Below are 17,665 nucleotides of genomic sequence, written 5' to 3' on the forward strand. Positions count from 1 at the left end.
ATCTCCGAAAAAAAGAGAAATATTTAAATTCTGATATCCGATTCAAATATCCATAATAATATTCAAGTCAATTTTAATCGTTGTAATAACTTTAATCTAATAAATCTGAGATAATCTGAGGAAAATTTCAAAATTATTTTAAATAATGGCTCATTCGGGTCGGGTGATTTTTTTGTTTATCGAATTTAAGAAACAGGTTCAAAAAGTGCTCAGCACGGCTGCGGTTTCTCTCGGCTACAGCATTCGGGAAGATGAGGTGCCGACGGAAGTTTCGGAGCACGCTGATTTAGCGACGCGGCTGGCGTTTGTGCTGACGGCTCAGGCGGAAAAAGGCGCAAACCCTGCGAAAATCGCGCAGGAAATCGCAGGCGCCGTCTCCGCGGACAGTTTAAAGGAAGCGGATTTGATTGAAAAAATAACGGCGCAAGGTCCTTACATCAATATTTTTGCCTCCGGCAAATATTTAGCAAAAACCGTTGAAAACGTCGTCGTCGAAAAGGAAAATTACGGCAGCGGAAAAAATACCGGCAAAATTCTTTTGGAACACACATCGGCAAATCCGAACGGGCCGCTCCATGTCGGTCACATTCGAAACGCGATTCTCGGTGACACGCTTTCCAGAATTTTGAAAAAAGCCGGCTATGATGTTGAAGTTCAATATTATGTCAACGACATCGGCCGCCAGATTGCGGTTGTTTCATGGGCCGCGTCGAAATATCCGCTCAATATGGATATTAAGCCGGATTATGCGATCGTTGACGTTTATGTCAAGGCCAATGAGGATATCGCAAAGGACGAAACCGTCAACGCGCATATCGAAGAGCTCATGAAAAAGGTGGAAAACGGTGACAAAGAAACGATTGACAGTTTCACGGGCGCGGTTGACATGGCGGTTGCCGGCATTTCCGAGACGCTTCAGCTGATGAATGTCAAACATGACAAATTCGTCCGCGAATCTCAATTTATTGAAAGCGGCGCCGTCTGGGATGTCATTTCAAGATTGGAAGCAACCGGCAAAACGAAAGACTCCGACGGCGCGCTTGTCGTTGATCTTTCCGATTACGGTTTTGAAAAGACGCTTGTGATTCGCCGCTCAAACGGCACATCGCTTTACACGACCAGAGATTTGGCTTACCATGAATGGAAAGCGCCGCAATGCGACCGCATGATTGATGTTTTCGGCGCGGATCATAAATTGATTTCCGGTCAGCTTCGCGCCGCGCTTGATTTGCTCGGCGACAAGCAGCCCGAAGTCGTTATTTTTGAATTCGTTTCTCTTCCGGAAGGATCTATGAGCACGCGCCGCGGTGTTTTCATTACCGCCGATGAATTGCTCAAACAAATGATTGACAAAGCGTTTGAAGAAATCGAAAAACGCCGTCCGGAAGAGTCTGAGGACTTTAAGAAAGAAGTCGCGCGAATGGTCGGAATCGGTGCGACACGTTACGATATTATCAAAGTGTCTTCCGACAAATCCACCGTTTTTGAATGGGAAACGGCGCTTGACTTTGAAAAACAAGGCGCGCCTTTCATTCAATACGCTCACGCGCGCGCATCTAACATTTTGGCAAAAGCCGAAGAAGACGGAACAATCGGCGCAGGCGGCATAACTGCGGATTTCGCGGATTTTGCGCTTTTGACCGAGCCGCAGGAAGCGGCTCTGATTAAAAAGATCGCGCAATTCGAACAAAAAATCGAAGAAAGCGCCGCCAGCTTAAAACCGCACACCTTCGCGATTTACGCGCGAGAATTGGCGGACGATTTCAATCAATTCTACCGCTACGCACCGGTTTTAAATGTCGAAGACCTCGAATTGAAAAAAGCGAGATTGGCTTTGGTTTTCGCCGCCAAGGCGGCGATTGCAAACGCGCTTTCCTGCCTCGGAATTGACGCGCCCGAATCCATGTAATTTAAAATTGAGGCTTTGTCCTCAATTTCTTTTTTCCGGTTGGTGTCAGTTTTTCGTTTCCGGTTGGTGTCAGTTTCTGTTCTGAGGGGTGCCTTCGGCACCCCTTCCTTATCACCTGCGAAATGCCGCGGCGCGCGCGAACGGCACAATTTTTTTAAAAATTTATAAAACTCACCCATAGATTTTTTAAAAAATTAGAAATCGCTCGCGAGTTTAAAAAAAAGTTTCTTGCAAATGCTTTTATTCCTTCGTTGCCAATTGACAAACAATGACTGAAATTCTTTTTGACGACATCGGCAGTTTTCCGCTTCCGCCGGGTGCTTCCAAAACCGCGCTCAGCGAAGCCGCGTTTAATCAAAACGATGACGCTTTGCTGTTTCCCGTTTTGGATCAGATTACGGCATTGAAAATGGAAGCCGGCGTTTTGATTCCCAATTATTCGCAAGTCAGAGACATGAACGAACAGTTTTTGCGCCCGATGAAAGACGAAAAATGCTGCACCGGTCCGTTTGAATTAAAAGAAGAATGCGCCGGAACCATCGAAATGAAAGCGATGGACTTGTTTTGTCAGAAAATCAAAGAAGAAACGGGCGAAAAGCCGCTTGTTCGAATGTGTGTAACCGGTCCGACCGAATTGTATCTTAAAGAATTCGGCGGCGCGTCTTACACCGATATTTATCAATTATTCGCAAAAGATGTCAATCTCTTTGTCAAAAACGCGATTTCAAACATGAAAAACTGTCAAATCGCAACCGTCTCCATTGACGAGCCGAGCATCGGAATCAATCCGGATCTCGCGCTTCCTGCCGACGAAATCATAACGGCGCTGACTAAAGCCGGCGGCGATGCCGCAAAATTCGGCGCGGACGTTGAAATCCACATTCATTCGCCGCTTTATTATGATTTGGCTTGCCAAGCGGAAACGATTAATGTCATCGGCATGGAATCCGCCGCAACGCCTTCTTACGCCGATATGATTGACAAAAATGTTCTTTCCGATTACGACACCTACGTCCGCGCCGGCATTACGCGAACGGATATTTTCAGCATGGCCGGAAATTTAAATGAAAAATACGGCGGCAACGTTTGGGACAAGCCGGAAATCATGCAGGGAATCATAACGGAAATGGAGACGCCTGAAACGGCAATGAAGCGATTGGAAAAGCTTTACGGCGTTTTCGGCGACCGAATTAAATATGCCGGTCCCGACTGCGGTCTCGGCTCGTGGCCGTCACAGGAACTGGCAGCCGCGCTTTTGAAAAACACGGGAATTGCGATTGCCGCGTTTAATGAAAAACACAAATGAGGCAAAACATGGCTCAAAACCGCCGAAAAAAGAATAAAGATTTATCCAAAAAAATCGCCGAAGAGCGAATTGTTATTCTTTTAGAGCTTGCGGAACAAAATTTTAAAACGCATCCCGAACGGACAAAACGCTATGTTGAGCTGGCACGCCTCATCGGCATGCGCTACCGCGTCCGCCTGACGCGCCCGCAAAAAAGACGCATCTGCAAACACTGTTACGGCTGGCTCGTTCCCGGAAACAATTGTAGAATCCGGCTCAAAGACAGTATCGTTCAAACAACTTGTTTTGAATGCGGCAAGATAAGCCGGTATCCGTATTATGAAAAAAATGAAGTCGAAAAAGAAAACGTTTGATTTTTTTTAAATTTATTTTTGCGTTTGATGTTCGTGAAAAATGCCGTTATAATAAACAAAAACCGTAACGATTTCGCCTTTTTCAAAATCACGAATCCGTTTGTCATAAACTTTCGGAATGTGTTTGAGCTTGTTTTTCTCAAAATGATTTGAAACGGCTTTCAGGAATTCAATTTCTTGATTGATATATCCCGATTCGTATTTTTTTGTTATTTCATAAATCTCGGCGGCCTCGTTTTCATTCATTTCGGCGCCGTATAATCCGTGTTCGTTGAGGCCGCTGATTTCGCGCCAATCATACGAACCCGAATCGTCTTCTTCTCTGTGAATCATGTAAGGATAAACGCGGCAAATAAGCGGTCGTTTATCATAAATCCGGCAGCGATTGTTTTCCAAAAAAACACAGCTGCCGACATCATCGCTTTGCGTTTTCAAACTGTAGCCGGAAACATAAAACCTGCCGTCCTGATCACAAAAATCAAAATAAGGCGACGGCATCAAAGCGTTTGAATCAATTTCGAGAAGACGGGAAACATCGTCTTTGAGCAAATAAACGTGATCGTTAAACGCATGCGTGCAGCATTTGCCGCAAAAGTCGCATTCAAAGCCGACATCTTGAACCACTTCTAAAAAACGGGATTTCGGATATTCTTTGAGAGCGTTCGCTTCGTTCTCAAAATATTCCAAATCCGAATCGGCTTTTTTCATGAAACGAAAAACAATTTGTTTCATTTTAAAGTTAATGTTTGAAAACATGCCGTCCTTTTCGGGCAATTTTTGAAAATCGTGTGGCATCGTGCGCGGAGAGGCAGCCGGTCAAAACGTAAGGTTTATATTTGTAAAACTTTGTTATAGTCAAACCTTAAAGATTACGATTTTTCTAAATCTTAATTATATATTGGATCGGATTTCTCGGCGGCAATCCGAAACAGCAATAATATCGTGCACGATATTGTTTTTACAATCATACATTATTAAAATTAATTAAACTAAATTTAAGGAACTTAAAAAAGACAGGAGGACTGATTATGGGCAAGACAGGAAGTATTGTTTGGGTCAGAGTTAAAGGAAGAAAAGGTAACGCTAAGAAAGTCGAAAACGGATTGAGCGCAAAAGCACACCCGGGACCGGCACAGAGATTTACATCTTCCGGACACAAAAGAAGATACATGAAGAGATCCCCGAAGGCTCTCGCAAAATAATCTTTTTTAATTTAGAAAAAAGAACGAACAAAAGTTCGTTCACTTTTTTGTTTCATTTTTTATCGTTTCAATTCTTATTCTGTTTTTTGCAGACACATCTTTTGGATGTTTTTTTGTCGGATTTTTCCTCGATTTGCTGAGGTTCGAAAAACTCTTCCGGGAGCTCGATTTTGTCGGCATTCACAATAAAATAATAAATGGATTTATAGAGAAAATCAATAACCGGCTGAGAAATGAAGTGCGCTTCCATTTTTGATTCGTCACTGCCGATTGCGATTGCTTTTTTGACATCCGTGATAATGAAGCATCTTTGGTTGGCGAGGTGGCTGTCTTCAAGCTCCACCAATAACGATTGAACGCTTGGCGGATATTGCATGACCGGCAATGAAAAATTGTCAAATTCTTTGACGTCGTTGACTAAAATAATCATATTCAAGCGTTTTTTGACGGAAATCAAATCGCTTTCGATTTTCTTTAACGGCTCGGCGGAACTTGAAAGAATAATGATATTTTTTCGGGTTTCATCAAGCAGCTCGTTTATTTTTTTCCGGATTGTAAATTCGCTTCTCAAATACAAAATAAAAGATGCATCCTGAATTTGGTCGGGGCCGACATATTCGATTTCTTCAAAATCTTTTAAAATCGTTGCCGTGATTTCTTCGAAATCTTCCCGAAGCATTCGAACCAGTTCTTCGGGTTCGGTCGCCTTGTAATGAACGGGTGTTCCGTGAAGAACTTCAGCATATCTTTTTTCGACAAGCCCGTCCAATACTTCATACACTTTCGCGCGCGGGATTTCCGTAAATTCATGAATTTCACGCGCACTGGATTCTTTTCTGAAGACGAGCGCGACATATGCTTTCGCTTCATTTTCCGAAAGGCCAAGTTTTTTCAAATTATAGACGAGTTCACCGCTTTTTCCACTTAATCTCATTTCGTTCCATCCTGTTGTTTAAAGCAATTTTCGTTTTATCGTTATTGTTTTTTGTTGTGTTGATTTTTCGTTTTTAATGATTTCAAAATTTTATTTTAATCATCAGAATCGTTTTTGAAAAATTGTTACCCCAAATGTGACAACAATGTTTATATACTTCACGTCGTCTTTAAAATTTTAATGTGTTACCACTTTGGTGACAACATTTTCAAAAAACAGTTTTGAAAGAATCAAAAACGAATAATTGGAAGAGGTAAATACTCATGAATAATAAAGGAAATGACGAAAAAAGCGGCGAAATGAAATATAATTTCGCCGAAAATTCGAGTTCAAACAAAGAAATTATGGAAATAATTTCACAATCTTTGTTGGTCCCGATCAGAATCTGTAAAAATGTTATTAAAGGACTGCTTCTTTTCGCAGGCGCACTGCTGGTTGCAATCGGTTATTTTACAGCGTTCGCATTTTTGATTGTCGGCTTAACGGCAATCGTCATCGGCATTATGAACTACACTGCCGGGGCCGGAAGCGCTTTCTTGTTCGCGTTTGGCGGTGGCCTGCTCGCCGTCGGACTTGCCGCGCCGATTTTTTATGCGACAAATTATGTTCTTCGCGAATACATCGGCTTATCGGTGAAAACTATAAGAGAATTGAAAAAAAGCGTTTACCGAATTGAGGTGGAGTAAATGAGAATTTTAAAGCAGATCTTAAAAGTCTCTGTTTTTGCGGCTTTGTTCGGCATCATTCTTTCGATTTTATTGTATTCGAAAAACGGAAAACAAAATCACAAAAACCGAAAGAGAGGCGATTAAAATGGATTATGAAAAGTTGAGAGGAAGACTTCTCTACGCTTCCGTATTTTCCATTGTAGCAGGCGGCGTATTCAGCGCTGTCGGAATCTATACCGGCGGATTGGAAATGCTCTTCATGCCGGAAGCTTTCTTGAATTTCTTGACAATTTTCGGAATCATATTGTAACTTCAAATTTCAAAAATTAAACAAAATGAAGAGAATGAATTGAAAAAATTGTTACCCTAAAAGTAACAACATATATATGCAAGAAAAGTATTGTACGATTGCAAATATTCTGTTACTCTGGGGGTAACAACATTTTGATTCGAAAATTTTCGGCGTTGCCAACAGAGATGAATGTGTCTATACAAAACGAAACGGATTTAATTTTCTTTAAAACCGCGATTCATTAATTGAGTTCTAAACCCAATAAACCAAAACCCATAAACCAAAAACAAACCCTAAAAACCCAAACCTTAAAAACCAAAAAACAAACCTAAAAACAACCCAGAAACTCAAACCACCAAAAACATCAATAAACCAAAACAACTCAATCAAAACAACCCAAAATCCCAAAAACAAATAAAAATGAATCAACTCTAAAAACGATTAAAGAAAATTAAATTCAATTTTTAAAATACAGAAACTATAATAACTAAAAGAAGATTTGAAACGGTGTTAAATGAGGATTTTTGTAAAAAAACATCTAAAAACAATTCAAAATCTTAAAAAACTTAACTAAATTTAAACTCAAATTCTTCAAAAACATTTAGATTTATTAATAATTATTAGTCGAGGATTTTTATGTCTTTATCAAGCCTTTTTGAAAAAATGGGAAAATTTGCGGATTCAAACCGCTGGCTTGTTTTCATCGGCTTCATTGTTTTAATTTTAATTGCTGTTTACGGCGCGACCGGAATTACAATGTATTCCGGAATGGACACGTATATTCAAAAAGATTCCAAAATGTATCAGGATCTGGACCAATACACGCGTATGTTCAGTGAAGAGTCGATCGTTATTATGGTCGAGGGTGCGAATGTTCGGGACCCTGCTCTTTTAAAAGCGAGCGAACGGCTTGAAAGTATAATGGAAAATGTAGCCGGCGTCAATTCTGTTGCCAGCCCGGCGACGATAATTAAAGCAACCAATGAACAAGTAACAGGGCGTTCTGAAATTCCTTCTTCGATTGAAGAAGTTGAAACTTTAATCAGCTACAACCCCGACATCTATGAAAATTTGATTTATGATAATACGCATTCGCTTATTTTAATCACCTACGGAAACATTTCCGAAGAGCAAAAAGCGGATATTTTGGCGGCGACAAAAGATGCCGTCAATTTTGCGTCGTTCCCACCCGGTTATAATTTAATCGTTACCGGAAACGCGGCGCTGACATCGGACATGAATGTTGAAATGTCCGGCAGCATGGTTATTTTACTGCTGCTTGCTGTTCTTTTGATGGTTGTCGCGCTGGGCCTTGTCTTTAAAGGCGTCCGCTGGAGACTTTATCCGTTAGTCGTCGTTATTTTCGGCTTGATTTACACGTTCGGCGCAATGGGATTCTTAGAAATCAATATGACGATGGTATCAATCGCCGCGTTCCCGATTCTCATCGGTCTCGGCATCGACTACGCGATTCAGTTCCACAATCGTATGGAAGAAGAGCTCAGAAGATCCGAAACACGCCGCGAAGCGGTCATTTCAACTTTTAAATACACGGGACCTGCTGTGCTGACGGCATTGTTCGTTACCTGCGTCAGTTTCGTGTCCCTTTTGACATCATCAATCCCGATGATTCAGGATTTCGGAAAATTGCTGATTATCGGCTGTATCGGCTGTTACACGGCAGCGCTCTTTTTCGGAACGATTTCTTTGTATTTCATGGACAAGCTCTCCGAGAGAGTTCATAAAAAAGAAGAAGAAACCGGCAGAAAATCAATATTCAGCCGAATATTTCCGGCTTTGGAAAGATACAAATCCGAAACCGGTGCGGCAGAAATTATTGAAACCGAAGCTGCCGAAGATTCGACAAGCAATATTATTACAGCGACTTTAAACAAAGTCATTGATTTCACGCTCCGCCATAAGAAAACGATTTTCGTCGTCGCGATTGTAACCGGTGCGTTAGGCGTTTACGCGGATTCAACGATTCCCGCAGAAACCGATTTTAAAACATACATGCCGCAAGATATGCCGGCACTTGTTGATTTCTATCACATGGGAACTGTGATGGGCGGATCTGATGCAATTAATATTATGATTCAAACTTCAGACATTGCGTCACCGCATATTCTGAAATGGATGGACGAATTCGGAACGTATCAAATTACGAATCAAGATTATGTTTACGGCACCGACAGTTTGGCAAACATTGTCAAAGATTACAATGGCGGCATCATTCCGGATACGCGCGAAGAAGTTCAGGCGATTTACGACCAACTTCCCGAAGGTACGATGGAACAATATTCATACGGCAACTCAATGCTGCTCTTGAATTTGGACGTCGGATCCGCTGTCAGTGATTTGCCGATGGACGGCGTCAAAACGCTTGTTGCGATTATCAACGAGGATTTGATGTGGCACCAAATGCCGCCCGGAACAACGGCAACGATTACGGGATCGACGATTCCGTACACGGAACTCTTGGACTCGCTCCTCTCCGGCCGTGTTCAGCAGACATTGCTCGGTGTTTTCCTCGTCTTTGTCGCGCTTCTTCTCATTTACAGAGACATTTACAAAGCGCTCGGTCCGGTTCTGACGATTGCGATGGTGATCGGCTGGTCGGGTCTTGTGATGTACGCCTTTAATATTGTTTACACACCGATGACGGCTGTTATGGGTTGTATGATTTTGGGCGCGGGATCGGAGTATTCGATTCTGTTAATGGAGCGTTTCTACGAGGAGAAAGGCCACGGCTTGCCGGCAACGGAAGCCATGCGAACGGCTGTGACAAACACCGGTATCGCTTTGGTCGTGTCGGGGACGACAACGATTTTCGGTTTTCTCGCGCTGACGGCATCGGCTTTCGGCATCATTTCCAGTTTCGGCCTTGTGACGGTGATTAACATGCTGATGACGCTTCTCGCATCATTCGTCGTGTTCCCGCCGCTGATGCTGACGTTTGACAACTTTAAAGAAAAAGGTTTCAAACAAACAATGGGCGACTTGAAAGATTCAATTTTTTCAATATTCAAATCAAATAAGAAAACGGAGATGATTTAAATGAACACAGTTTGTGAAAATCAAAATCATCCGGCAAACACAGAAAAATTAAGAGGCTACGGCACAATGAATAAACAAAATGAAAAGACCGGCCGAAGCAAAACGCAATCCAAACTTTACTGTTTGATTGCAGCGGCATTTATATTAATTTCCATTTGCAGCCCGGCCGCCGCTGAAAGTTTCATTCCCGTCATGGGATCGGACACACTCGACTATTACGTCGGCTACGGCGAGCCCGAAATTACCGGCGCGCTGCGCGGCAACCAAGAATTTAAGAAAGGCGAAACGGCCAATGTTCAAATCGCCGTCGCCAACAAAGGATTGCTGGAAAAAGTCGTGTACAGAGAATATGTTATTGCATCGAATCTGAGCAATGAAACAATTAAAAAGTATATCCGTGAAGGAGCTACACCCGGTGATCCGGCAGTAACTGAAGATGTAAATATCATTCATTTCTCAGACTATGTGAATTATTCCATTGAATCCGCTGACATGAACCAACAAAATACATTGGCGCAAACCGAAATGATGATTGAAGCCGGCAGAATTAACGCCCAATCCCTTAATTTGAAATTCGTTTGCGACAGTCCGTATATCGAAGTTGACAACAGCGGCGATTATGCGTATTTGAGCAGCTTGAACAGCGGAAATTACAATGTCGTGTCCGTTCCGATTAAAATCAGTCCGGATACGCCTGCGGGGGAATACATCGTTAACATGACGGTGGATTACAAGTATCCGTCCAACGCGAAAATGATTAAAGCGGGAAACAGCACCGACGGATTTACGACATTCCTTTATTCCGATGCGTTTGTTCAGGAATATGAAATGCGCCAAACTGTCATACAAATCCCGATTTACATTACAAGCGGCGCGGTTTTCGAAGCGTCTGAAATCAACGGAACGATTTCGGCCGGAAAGACGAAAACGATTGCCGTGACGTACACGAACATCGGCGACGAAATGGCTTACAACGCGGAATCCAAACTCAGTTTGATGTATCCGCTCAGCTCAACCCGAAACAAAGGACTTTTGGGAGACGTTGCGCCCGGAGAATCTGTAACGATTGAATATCCGATTACCGCTCACGGTTCCGCGATGGAGAAAATCTACGGCGTGAACTCCGATGTCAGATATTACGACGAGGAAGATAAATTACAGATTGCGCCGGCGATTAAGCTGGACATGTCAATGATAAATCCGTTTACGATATTCACGTTTAAAAACGCGTTAGTCGGTGTCCTTCTCCTTGTCGCGCTTTCTTTGGTTTATGATTATTACAAAGGCAGCAAGAAAAAAGGCGGCAAGAAAGAAGAGGAAACGAAAAGGATTGCCGATTCTGAAAATTGACGGGTACCGAGATTTACAAATTCTAAATCATTAAATTTAACAAATCATTAAATTTCGAATTAAAATTTAAAAAGAATCAAAATTAAAATCGAATCAAATGATCTCAAAAATTAAAATAAAAACCGATTGTGATCTTTATGCTTAAAAATATTAAAAAATACGCAACGTTTGCCATTTTGGCAATTTTTGTCTTCAGCGCAATGACGCCGATGGCTTTGGGTGCAGCAGCGAATCAAACTTATTACGGCAGCTTAAGCAGCAACTACTATTCGTTTTACGGTCAGCCTGACATCCATGTCAGCGTTCAGGGCAACGGCGAATACTCCCGCGGGCAAACCGCAACCGTTCCGCTGACGCTGTCCAATCACGGCGTGATTGAAGGCTTCAAATCCGAAAATGAAGTCAAAGACAGAGGAAGTAATGTTGACCAGCAGCTGAACGCAACGCTTCAGCAGATGGAACTTGAAAACATCAATTCCATTTTAACAGCGGTCGGCGTTGTCGCAACGCTTGAATCCGACGTTTCCGGAATTACCGTTAAAACCGGAACTCAGGAAGCCGGAAGTTTGACATCAGGCTCAACAACCAATCCGCTCAACTATTATGTTGACATTCAAAAAGATGTTCCGGCCGGCGAATACGAATTAACGCTGAATGTGACTTTCAAACATTTGAGAAATGTGATTTACGATGCTGACGCAATCAGTAACGGCGTTTCTCTTTCCGGCATCCGCAACTTAAACGCTTCTTACTGGTACAATGAAGACGTGAGCCAGAAAATCCCTGTCACAATCAAAGTCAAAGAAGCAACGAAATTCGAAATCGTGAACGTTGACCATTCTTTGTCCGCAAAGAATGACGGCATGCTTTATGTGACCTACAAAAACAACGGTGAAGAGCAGGCAAAAAGCGCGTTTGTCCGTTTGAGCACGGCAACACCGTTCAGTACAACCGACGACCAGTCCTATCTCGGAACCGTGAAACCCGGAGATGAAGTCACCGCCGCGTTTAAAATCAGCGTCGATGAAGATTCCGTTATCTTCGACAAACTTTACGCAATCAACAGCGAGATTTTGTACGAAGACAATTACGGTCACCAGCAGATTACAGACGCTTTAAAAGTGGAAGTTCAGGTTGAAGAGACGCCGTTTTGGACGCCTGCGACAATCGCGATCGCATTGATTGTTGTTTTGATTTTAATCGCAGCCGGCTATTATCTTACCATGTCTCAAAAATACAAGAAAGAAGGGCTTGACAAAAAACCGTTTGACGGAATCCGCAACAAGATTTCCGGCGGCAAAAAAGAATAATGACGGCAATTGCCGCCATTATTTTTCTTATTTTTGACTTTTAATTTTTGGCTTTTGATTTTTGCTTTTTTACTTTTGACTTTTGTTTTTTGATTAATTCGGCTTTTCCGATTGGTTTTTATTTTATTAATTCTGTTTTTCTATTTGTTTATTTTATCGTGTTTTTTAATCGTTTTAAAATCAGATTTGTTAAATCACATTTATTCTTTTTAATAATATATTATTGGAATAATTGCCTTAACAAATGAGTTTTTTGAATTTTGTTCAAATCTGTTGACAATTGTTTTACAATGTTTTTCAAAAATCAAATTTATAAATATTATTCATTATAAATGTCTTTGAAGGCGGATTTTACAAATCGGTGATAATTCTTTTTTTGAGCCGCATGATGTTTATTTTTGAAGCAAATTATAAATCTGAAACAAATTCAACTAAAAATATTTCGAAATATATTTATGTAACTGATTTAGACAAGTTTTCCAAGCGTATGGGGAATCATTCCAAAATTCATTGAATTTGATTCAGCAGAATTGGGGTTTTGCTGTAAATACAAATGCGTTTGCAGTTTGGAGGTGATTCTATTCAAAAGCAAGATTTAATCAGGGTTCACGCCGATTTGGCAAAAATGAAAAACAGTTACGAAAAGATGGGTTATCAGGAAGAGTTTGAAGATTATAATGAGTTGTTTATCACGCCGATGCATATTCACAAAAGCAAGGACGATCATGAAAAAGCGATTTTTATGCTCAGCTCCAAATTGTCTTTAATTGTCGCCGAAGAAAACGCCGTTTATCAAACGTCTAAAACCAAGACGAAAAGTCCGAAAAAGATTCTGCCGGGCGAAGCTTCCGGCATTTTTAAAATGAATTCGGACGAGGGTGAAAAATAAAAAATGATGTGAGAATCCCTTTTTTATTTTTTTGAAAAACGGAAGCTTTTATTATTTTTTTTGAAAAAGCGGAGCGGCTCGCGCACGGCGGTGCCTCGAATTAATTCCCCCAATCAAAAAAGAAAGAAGCAACCTTTTTATTTACATACACCGTTTTCAAAAACAGATACTATGACTTTTCGCGGTTTTATTGACAATTTAAGAAAGAACGGGCGCTTGACTGAAATCGATCGCTCTGTTTCAAAAGAATATGAAGCGCCGATTTTAGCGCACGAAAACAAAGGCCCTGTTCTTTTCAACAATGTTGACGGCTCAAAAGCAATCATGAACCTGCTCGGCAGCCGCGAAGAACTCGGCGCGATGCTCGGCGTTTCCAAAGAAGAAATCATTCAGCGTTTGGCAGACATCACGCCCGACGGCGAAGTTGTCGTCGTGAAAGACTCGCCGACAAAAGAAGTCGTCGTCGAAGAGAAAGACGTTGATTTGTTCAAGCTGCCGATTATGAAGCACTTTGAAAAAGACGGCGGCGAGGGTTACATTACCGCCGGAATTGTTGTGTCGGAATACGAAGGCGAAAAGAACGCATCCATTCACAGATTAATGGTCGTTGACAAAAATACGCTTGCAGCAAGACTTGTTCCGCCGCGCCACACTTACGTGATTCATAAAAAAGCGTCCGAAAAAGGAGAAAAATTGCCGGTTGCAATCGTTCTCGGCGCAGACCCCGTCATCACTTATGCGAGTACCACACGCGTGCCGCTTTCCAAAGAATTTGAATACGCAGCGGCGCTTCGCGGCGCGCCTGTTGAACTTTTTGAATGTTCAAACGGCATCAAAGTACCGCACGCCGAATATGTTCTCGAAGGCTATATTGACCCTGCCGAACGCGTGCCGGAAGGCCCGTTTGTTGACATCACGGGAACGTATGATCACATTCGTCCCGAGCCCGTTATCAAAATTACGAAAATTTACCATAGAAAAGATCCGATTTATCACGGCATTCTGCCGGCCGGTGCCGAACATTTGCTCATGATGGGCGTTCCGTACGAGCCGAAAATTTATAAAGCGGTCAGCGAAGTGACAACCGTTTCCAATGTTGTTTTAACGGAAGGCGGCTGCTGTTATCTGCACGCCGTTGTCCAAATCAAAAAGCAAACAGAAGGCGACGCGAAAAACGCAATCATGGCTGCGTTTGCCGCGCACACCAGCTTAAAACACGTCGTTGTCGTCGACGAGGATATTGACATTTTCAATCCGGACGATGTCGAATTCGCGATTGCGACGCGTGTCAAAGGCGACATGGACACGATGATTATCACAAACGTTCGCGGAAGCTCGCTTGACCCGCGCGGCGCGCCGGACGGAACGACTTCAAAAGTCGGCGTGGACGCGACAAAAGTGCTCGCGCACAAAGAAGATTTCGAACGCGCGAAGTTTCCCGAATTGAAGAAATAAATGTCGGATGAGGTGGCAAAATGTATCTGACAAAAGATGAAGAAAAAACGCTTCGCGGCGACGACGGCGAGACGCTTCGAAAAATGATTGAAATCCTTGTCGCGCTCGGCGACATTTACGGCGCGGACGCGCTCATTCCGATTAAAAGCGCGCAAGTCTCGGGCGTTTCTTACAAAACGATTGGTGACGCCGGTATCGAATGGATTTCCGATTTGAAAGGAACCGTTAAAGTGCCGACCGTTCTCAATCCGGCCGGCATGGACATGAACAACTGGGAACGCCTCGGAATCGACCCGAAATTCGCGGCCAAACAGATTGAAATTATCAACGCTTTCGGAAGCCTCGGCATCGCGCCGAAATGCACGTGTACGCCTTATTATTTGAGCGGATTTGACGTCCAATACAAAGATCATTTGGCGTGGGGCGAGTCCTCTGCCATTTCGTATGCGAACTCCGTTCTCGGCGCGCGCACCAACCGCGAAGGCGGACCCTCTGCGCTCGCGGCAGCGCTTGTTGGAAAAACGCCGGATTACGGTTATCACAAAGTTGAAAATCGAAAGCCTGATATTGAAATCAATGTCGATTTTGAGACAATCGGCGCCGATTACGGCGCGCTCGGCTATGTCGCGGGCAAAGTCATCGGCAGCAGAATTCCGCTGTTTCGGATGAAATCCGTTCCGTCCAAAGACGAAATGAAAATGCTCGGCGCGGCAATGGCGGCGTCCGGCGCGGTCGCGCTTTATCACATTGACGGTGTCACGCCTGAAATCACCGACATCGATTTCGTTTACGAAAAACCGGCAGAAAGTGTTTCGATTGAAAGGAAAGACATTGACGCGGTTTACGAATCTTCAAACGCGCTGGCCGACGGAAACGACATCGTTACAATCGGCTGCCCGCACTGCTCCAAAGCGGAACTTGAGCAAATTGCCGCTCTCCTTGACGGCAAAACCGTTGTCAAAGAATTTTGGATTTTCACATCGCGCGAGATTGCCGAACAAAATAAAGCTCTGGTTGACAAAATCGAAAAGAGCGGCGCGAAAGTCGTTTGCGATACTTGCATGGTGGTCTCACCGGCCGCGAATTCTTACAATTGCATGATGGTCAATTCCGGCAAAGCATTCGCTTACGTTCCGAGCATGTGCGGCATCAAAGCGACATACGGCACGGCTGATGCTTGCGTTAAAGATGCAACGGGGGAGATTTAAATGAGCCAAACAATTCACGGGCGGACGATTGCGCGCGGCGAGGCGACTGGAAAAGTTTTGATGACGAAAGATCCGATTTCGTTTTTGGGAAACGTTAATCCCGAAACCGGTGAAATTGTCGATCCGGCGCATGAGCTTTTCGGTGAATCCATAACGGGCAAGATTTTGGTTTTTCCGCAAGGAAAAGGATCAACCGTCGGCTCTTATGTCATTTATCAGCTGAAAAAGAACAACAAGGCACCTGCTGCAATTATTAATTTGGAATGCGAGCCGATTGTCGCCGTCGGCGCAATCATTTCCGAAATTCCGCTGATTGATAAGCTGGAGACGAATCCGTATGACGTTTTAAAGAACGGCGACGAGGTTTTAGTCAACAGCGCGGAAGGATTTATTGAAATTTTGTAACGGCGGTTATTTGAAAATGAATTCGGGAAACGGCGCGCCAAATCAATTCTCTTTTCCTCTTCCGATTCATTTCCGCTATTTTAAGAAAAACACTTACAGTTATTCGGCCTTGATTCCGGTTCTTCCCGGCGCGGATTTTGTTAAATCACCGGCTGACGGAATTATGCTTTACAGTTTTTTTACAAACCAAAAGGAAAATGTTTTTGAAGAAATTATGAAAGCTCGCGCCGACAAAATTCCTGCATTTTTTATTGCCGGCGGGCCGCACCCGTCCGGCGCGCCGTTTGAAACGCTGCAATATTTTGACGCGGTTGTTGTCGGCGAAGGCGAAGTGACGCTTCCCATGCTCATTTCAAAAATTCAGGAAAACCGCCGAAACGGCGTTGATTTGAAATCCGGATTTGAAACAATCTCCGGAATCGCGTTTAAAAAAGGCGCCGGAAAACTCGTAACAACGCCGAAAAGAGAAGCTGTTTCGTTAGACAGCTGCCCTTGTTTTTCGCCCGATAATATTTGGCGCCCGCTTGAAATCTCGCGTGGCTGTCCGCACGCCTGCAAATTTTGCCAAACGCCGCAGATTTTCGGGCACAAAATGCGCCATCGAAGTGTTTCCGAGATTGTCAAATACGCGGCGTATTATGACGATTTGCGGTTCATTTCTTCAAACGCCTTTGCTTATGGCGGAAACGGGGGAACGCCGAAACCTGAAAAAGTCAAAGAATTGCTGTCTTCCTTGTCAAAACTCGAAAACAAGCGCCTCTTTTTCGGAACATTTCCGTCGGAAGTGCGCCCGGAATTCGTCACGGAAGAAATGATTGACTTGCTTCACGCGTATTGCGCGAATGATTCGCTCAGCATCGGCGCGCAGTCCGGAAGTGATGCAGTTTTGAAAGAAATCGGGCGCGGTCATTCGGCAAATGATGTTTATTCGGCGGCCGAGCTTTGTTTTTCAAATGATATTACGCCGATTGTCGATTTTATTACGGGTTTTCCGAGTGAGACCGAAGAAGATCAGCAAAAAACGCTGGAAATGATTGATTGGCTTTGTCAAAAAGGCGGTGAAGTGCGCGCACATTATTTGACGCCGCTTCCGTCAACGGCGTATGAAAACGTGACGCCTGCAAAGGTTCATCCGGAAATTTCCAAGAAACTCGGCAAGCTTGCACTCGGCGGCAAATTGAAAGGAACTTGGGAGAATATGCCGCCTCAAAATGATGATTCCTGATGGCGGCGGTAGTCTTCGACAATTTCTAAACCAAAAATATATATAAGATATACAATATAATTATCAAGGAATGGAAACGTATTAATACAGCGTTTTCATTAA

Annotated in this window: 17 protein-coding genes; 15 read left to right on the forward strand and 2 right to left on the reverse strand. The window is 43.3% G+C overall.

The window, feature by feature from the left end; genetic code table 11:
* The first annotated feature begins 172 nt into the window (after nt 1–172).
* From argS to MmiEs2_RS00410, 3 genes are all read left to right on the forward strand, one after another.
* Nucleotides 173–1,909, forward strand: a complete 1,737-nt coding sequence (argS, locus tag MmiEs2_RS00400; RefSeq protein WP_316559474.1) for an arginine--tRNA ligase — start codon at nt 173–175, stop codon at nt 1,907–1,909.
* Nucleotides 1,910–2,177: 268 nt separating this feature from the next.
* Nucleotides 2,178–3,215, forward strand: coding sequence for a methionine synthase (locus tag MmiEs2_RS00405; RefSeq protein WP_316559475.1), 1,038 nt, complete (start codon nt 2,178–2,180; stop codon nt 3,213–3,215).
* Between the two features lie 8 nt (nt 3,216–3,223).
* Nucleotides 3,224–3,568 (forward strand): ribonuclease P protein component 4, encoded by a 345-nt coding sequence (locus MmiEs2_RS00410; protein ID WP_316559476.1) that lies wholly within the window; start codon nt 3,224–3,226, stop codon nt 3,566–3,568.
* A gap of 12 nt (nt 3,569–3,580) precedes the next feature.
* On the opposite strand, the gene MmiEs2_RS00415 is transcribed toward MmiEs2_RS00410, so the two are convergent.
* Nucleotides 3,581–4,363, reverse strand: a complete 783-nt coding sequence (locus MmiEs2_RS00415) for a YkgJ family cysteine cluster protein (protein WP_316559477.1) — start codon at nt 4,361–4,363, stop codon at nt 3,581–3,583.
* Between the two features lie 233 nt (nt 4,364–4,596).
* Here MmiEs2_RS00415 and MmiEs2_RS00420 point away from each other — a divergent pair, with 233 nt between their 5' ends.
* On the forward strand, nt 4,597–4,770 hold the full coding sequence (locus MmiEs2_RS00420) for a DUF5350 domain-containing protein (RefSeq protein WP_316559478.1): 174 nt from the start codon (nt 4,597–4,599) through the stop codon (nt 4,768–4,770).
* Between the two features lie 67 nt (nt 4,771–4,837).
* On the opposite strand, the gene MmiEs2_RS00425 is transcribed toward MmiEs2_RS00420, so the two are convergent.
* Entirely contained in the window at nt 4,838–5,704 is an 867-nt protein-coding gene (locus MmiEs2_RS00425; RefSeq protein WP_316559479.1) for a TrmB family transcriptional regulator, read from the reverse strand.
* Between the two features lie 263 nt (nt 5,705–5,967).
* Here MmiEs2_RS00425 and MmiEs2_RS00430 point away from each other — a divergent pair, with 263 nt between their 5' ends.
* From MmiEs2_RS00430 to MmiEs2_RS00480, 11 genes are all read left to right on the forward strand, one after another.
* Entirely contained in the window at nt 5,968–6,390 is a 423-nt protein-coding gene (locus MmiEs2_RS00430; protein WP_316559480.1) for a hypothetical protein, read from the forward strand.
* Nucleotides 6,391–6,516 (forward strand): hypothetical protein, encoded by a 126-nt coding sequence (locus MmiEs2_RS00435; RefSeq protein ID WP_316559481.1) that lies wholly within the window; start codon nt 6,391–6,393, stop codon nt 6,514–6,516.
* A 1-nt stretch (nt 6,517) separates the two neighbouring features.
* Nucleotides 6,518–6,682 carry a hypothetical protein gene (locus tag MmiEs2_RS00440; RefSeq protein WP_316559482.1) on the forward strand — a complete coding sequence of 55 codons (165 nt, stop codon included), beginning with the start codon at nt 6,518–6,520 and terminating at the stop codon, nt 6,680–6,682.
* 618 nt (nt 6,683–7,300) lie between these two features.
* The gene (locus tag MmiEs2_RS00445; protein WP_316559483.1) at nt 7,301–9,721 is read left to right on the forward strand and encodes a hydrophobe/amphiphile efflux-3 (HAE3) family transporter; all 2,421 of its coding nucleotides are present in this window, start codon (nt 7,301–7,303) and stop codon (nt 9,719–9,721) included.
* Nucleotides 9,722–11,071 carry a COG1361 S-layer family protein gene (locus tag MmiEs2_RS00450; protein WP_316559484.1) on the forward strand — a complete coding sequence of 450 codons (1,350 nt, stop codon included), beginning with the start codon at nt 9,722–9,724 and terminating at the stop codon, nt 11,069–11,071. It begins immediately after the preceding gene.
* Between the two features lie 137 nt (nt 11,072–11,208).
* Nucleotides 11,209–12,381 (forward strand): COG1361 S-layer family protein, encoded by a 1,173-nt coding sequence (locus tag MmiEs2_RS00455; RefSeq protein WP_316559485.1) that lies wholly within the window; start codon nt 11,209–11,211, stop codon nt 12,379–12,381.
* A gap of 553 nt (nt 12,382–12,934) precedes the next feature.
* On the forward strand, nt 12,935–13,270 hold the full coding sequence (locus MmiEs2_RS00460) for a UPF0058 family protein (protein WP_316559486.1): 336 nt from the start codon (nt 12,935–12,937) through the stop codon (nt 13,268–13,270).
* Between the two features lie 171 nt (nt 13,271–13,441).
* The gene (locus tag MmiEs2_RS00465; protein WP_316559487.1) at nt 13,442–14,725 is read left to right on the forward strand and encodes an anhydromevalonate phosphate decarboxylase; all 1,284 of its coding nucleotides are present in this window, start codon (nt 13,442–13,444) and stop codon (nt 14,723–14,725) included.
* Between the two features lie 20 nt (nt 14,726–14,745).
* Nucleotides 14,746–15,933 carry a phosphomevalonate dehydratase large subunit gene (locus MmiEs2_RS00470; RefSeq protein WP_316559488.1) on the forward strand — a complete coding sequence of 396 codons (1,188 nt, stop codon included), beginning with the start codon at nt 14,746–14,748 and terminating at the stop codon, nt 15,931–15,933.
* Nucleotides 15,934–16,338: a DUF126 domain-containing protein gene (locus tag MmiEs2_RS00475; protein WP_316559489.1), complete on the forward strand. Its 405-nt coding sequence runs from the start codon at nt 15,934–15,936 to the stop codon at nt 16,336–16,338. It abuts the gene before it with no gap.
* Nucleotides 16,339–16,354: 16 nt separating this feature from the next.
* The gene (locus MmiEs2_RS00480) at nt 16,355–17,563 is read left to right on the forward strand and encodes a TIGR04013 family B12-binding domain/radical SAM domain-containing protein (RefSeq protein WP_316559490.1); all 1,209 of its coding nucleotides are present in this window, start codon (nt 16,355–16,357) and stop codon (nt 17,561–17,563) included.
* The last annotated feature ends 102 nt before the right edge of the window (nt 17,564–17,665 follow it).

The organism is Methanimicrococcus stummii (genome assembly GCF_032594435.1).
Taxonomy (GTDB): Archaea; Halobacteriota; Methanosarcinia; order Methanosarcinales; family Methanosarcinaceae; genus Methanimicrococcus; species Methanimicrococcus stummii.

Bases quoted from the DNA above. Each gene is read 5' to 3' on its own strand.
- MmiEs2_RS00445 (WP_316559483.1), top strand. From the start codon at position 7,301: ATGTCTTTATCAAGCCTTTTTGAAAAAATGGGAAAATTTGCGGATTCA.
- MmiEs2_RS00430 (WP_316559480.1), top strand. From the start codon at position 5,968: ATGAATAATAAAGGAAATGACGAAAAAAGCGGCGAAATGAAATATAAT.
- MmiEs2_RS00450 (WP_316559484.1), top strand. From the start codon at position 9,722: ATGAACACAGTTTGTGAAAATCAAAATCATCCGGCAAACACAGAAAAA.
- MmiEs2_RS00475 (WP_316559489.1), top strand. From the start codon at position 15,934: ATGAGCCAAACAATTCACGGGCGGACGATTGCGCGCGGCGAGGCGACT.
- MmiEs2_RS00465 (WP_316559487.1), top strand. From the start codon at position 13,442: ATGACTTTTCGCGGTTTTATTGACAATTTAAGAAAGAACGGGCGCTTG.
- MmiEs2_RS00470 (WP_316559488.1), top strand. From the start codon at position 14,746: ATGTATCTGACAAAAGATGAAGAAAAAACGCTTCGCGGCGACGACGGC.
- MmiEs2_RS00455 (WP_316559485.1), top strand. From the start codon at position 11,209: ATGCTTAAAAATATTAAAAAATACGCAACGTTTGCCATTTTGGCAATT.
- MmiEs2_RS00415 (WP_316559477.1), bottom strand. From the start codon at position 4,363: ATGCCACACGATTTTCAAAAATTGCCCGAAAAGGACGGCATGTTTTCA.
- MmiEs2_RS00420 (WP_316559478.1), top strand. From the start codon at position 4,597: ATGGGCAAGACAGGAAGTATTGTTTGGGTCAGAGTTAAAGGAAGAAAA.
- MmiEs2_RS00405 (WP_316559475.1), top strand. From the start codon at position 2,178: ATGACTGAAATTCTTTTTGACGACATCGGCAGTTTTCCGCTTCCGCCG.
- MmiEs2_RS00435 (WP_316559481.1), top strand. From the start codon at position 6,391: ATGAGAATTTTAAAGCAGATCTTAAAAGTCTCTGTTTTTGCGGCTTTG.
- MmiEs2_RS00440 (WP_316559482.1), top strand. From the start codon at position 6,518: ATGGATTATGAAAAGTTGAGAGGAAGACTTCTCTACGCTTCCGTATTT.
- MmiEs2_RS00410 (WP_316559476.1), top strand. From the start codon at position 3,224: ATGGCTCAAAACCGCCGAAAAAAGAATAAAGATTTATCCAAAAAAATC.
- MmiEs2_RS00460 (WP_316559486.1), top strand. From the start codon at position 12,935: ATGCGTTTGCAGTTTGGAGGTGATTCTATTCAAAAGCAAGATTTAATC.
- MmiEs2_RS00425 (WP_316559479.1), bottom strand. From the start codon at position 5,704: ATGAGATTAAGTGGAAAAAGCGGTGAACTCGTCTATAATTTGAAAAAA.
- MmiEs2_RS00480 (WP_316559490.1), top strand. From the start codon at position 16,355: ATGAATTCGGGAAACGGCGCGCCAAATCAATTCTCTTTTCCTCTTCCG.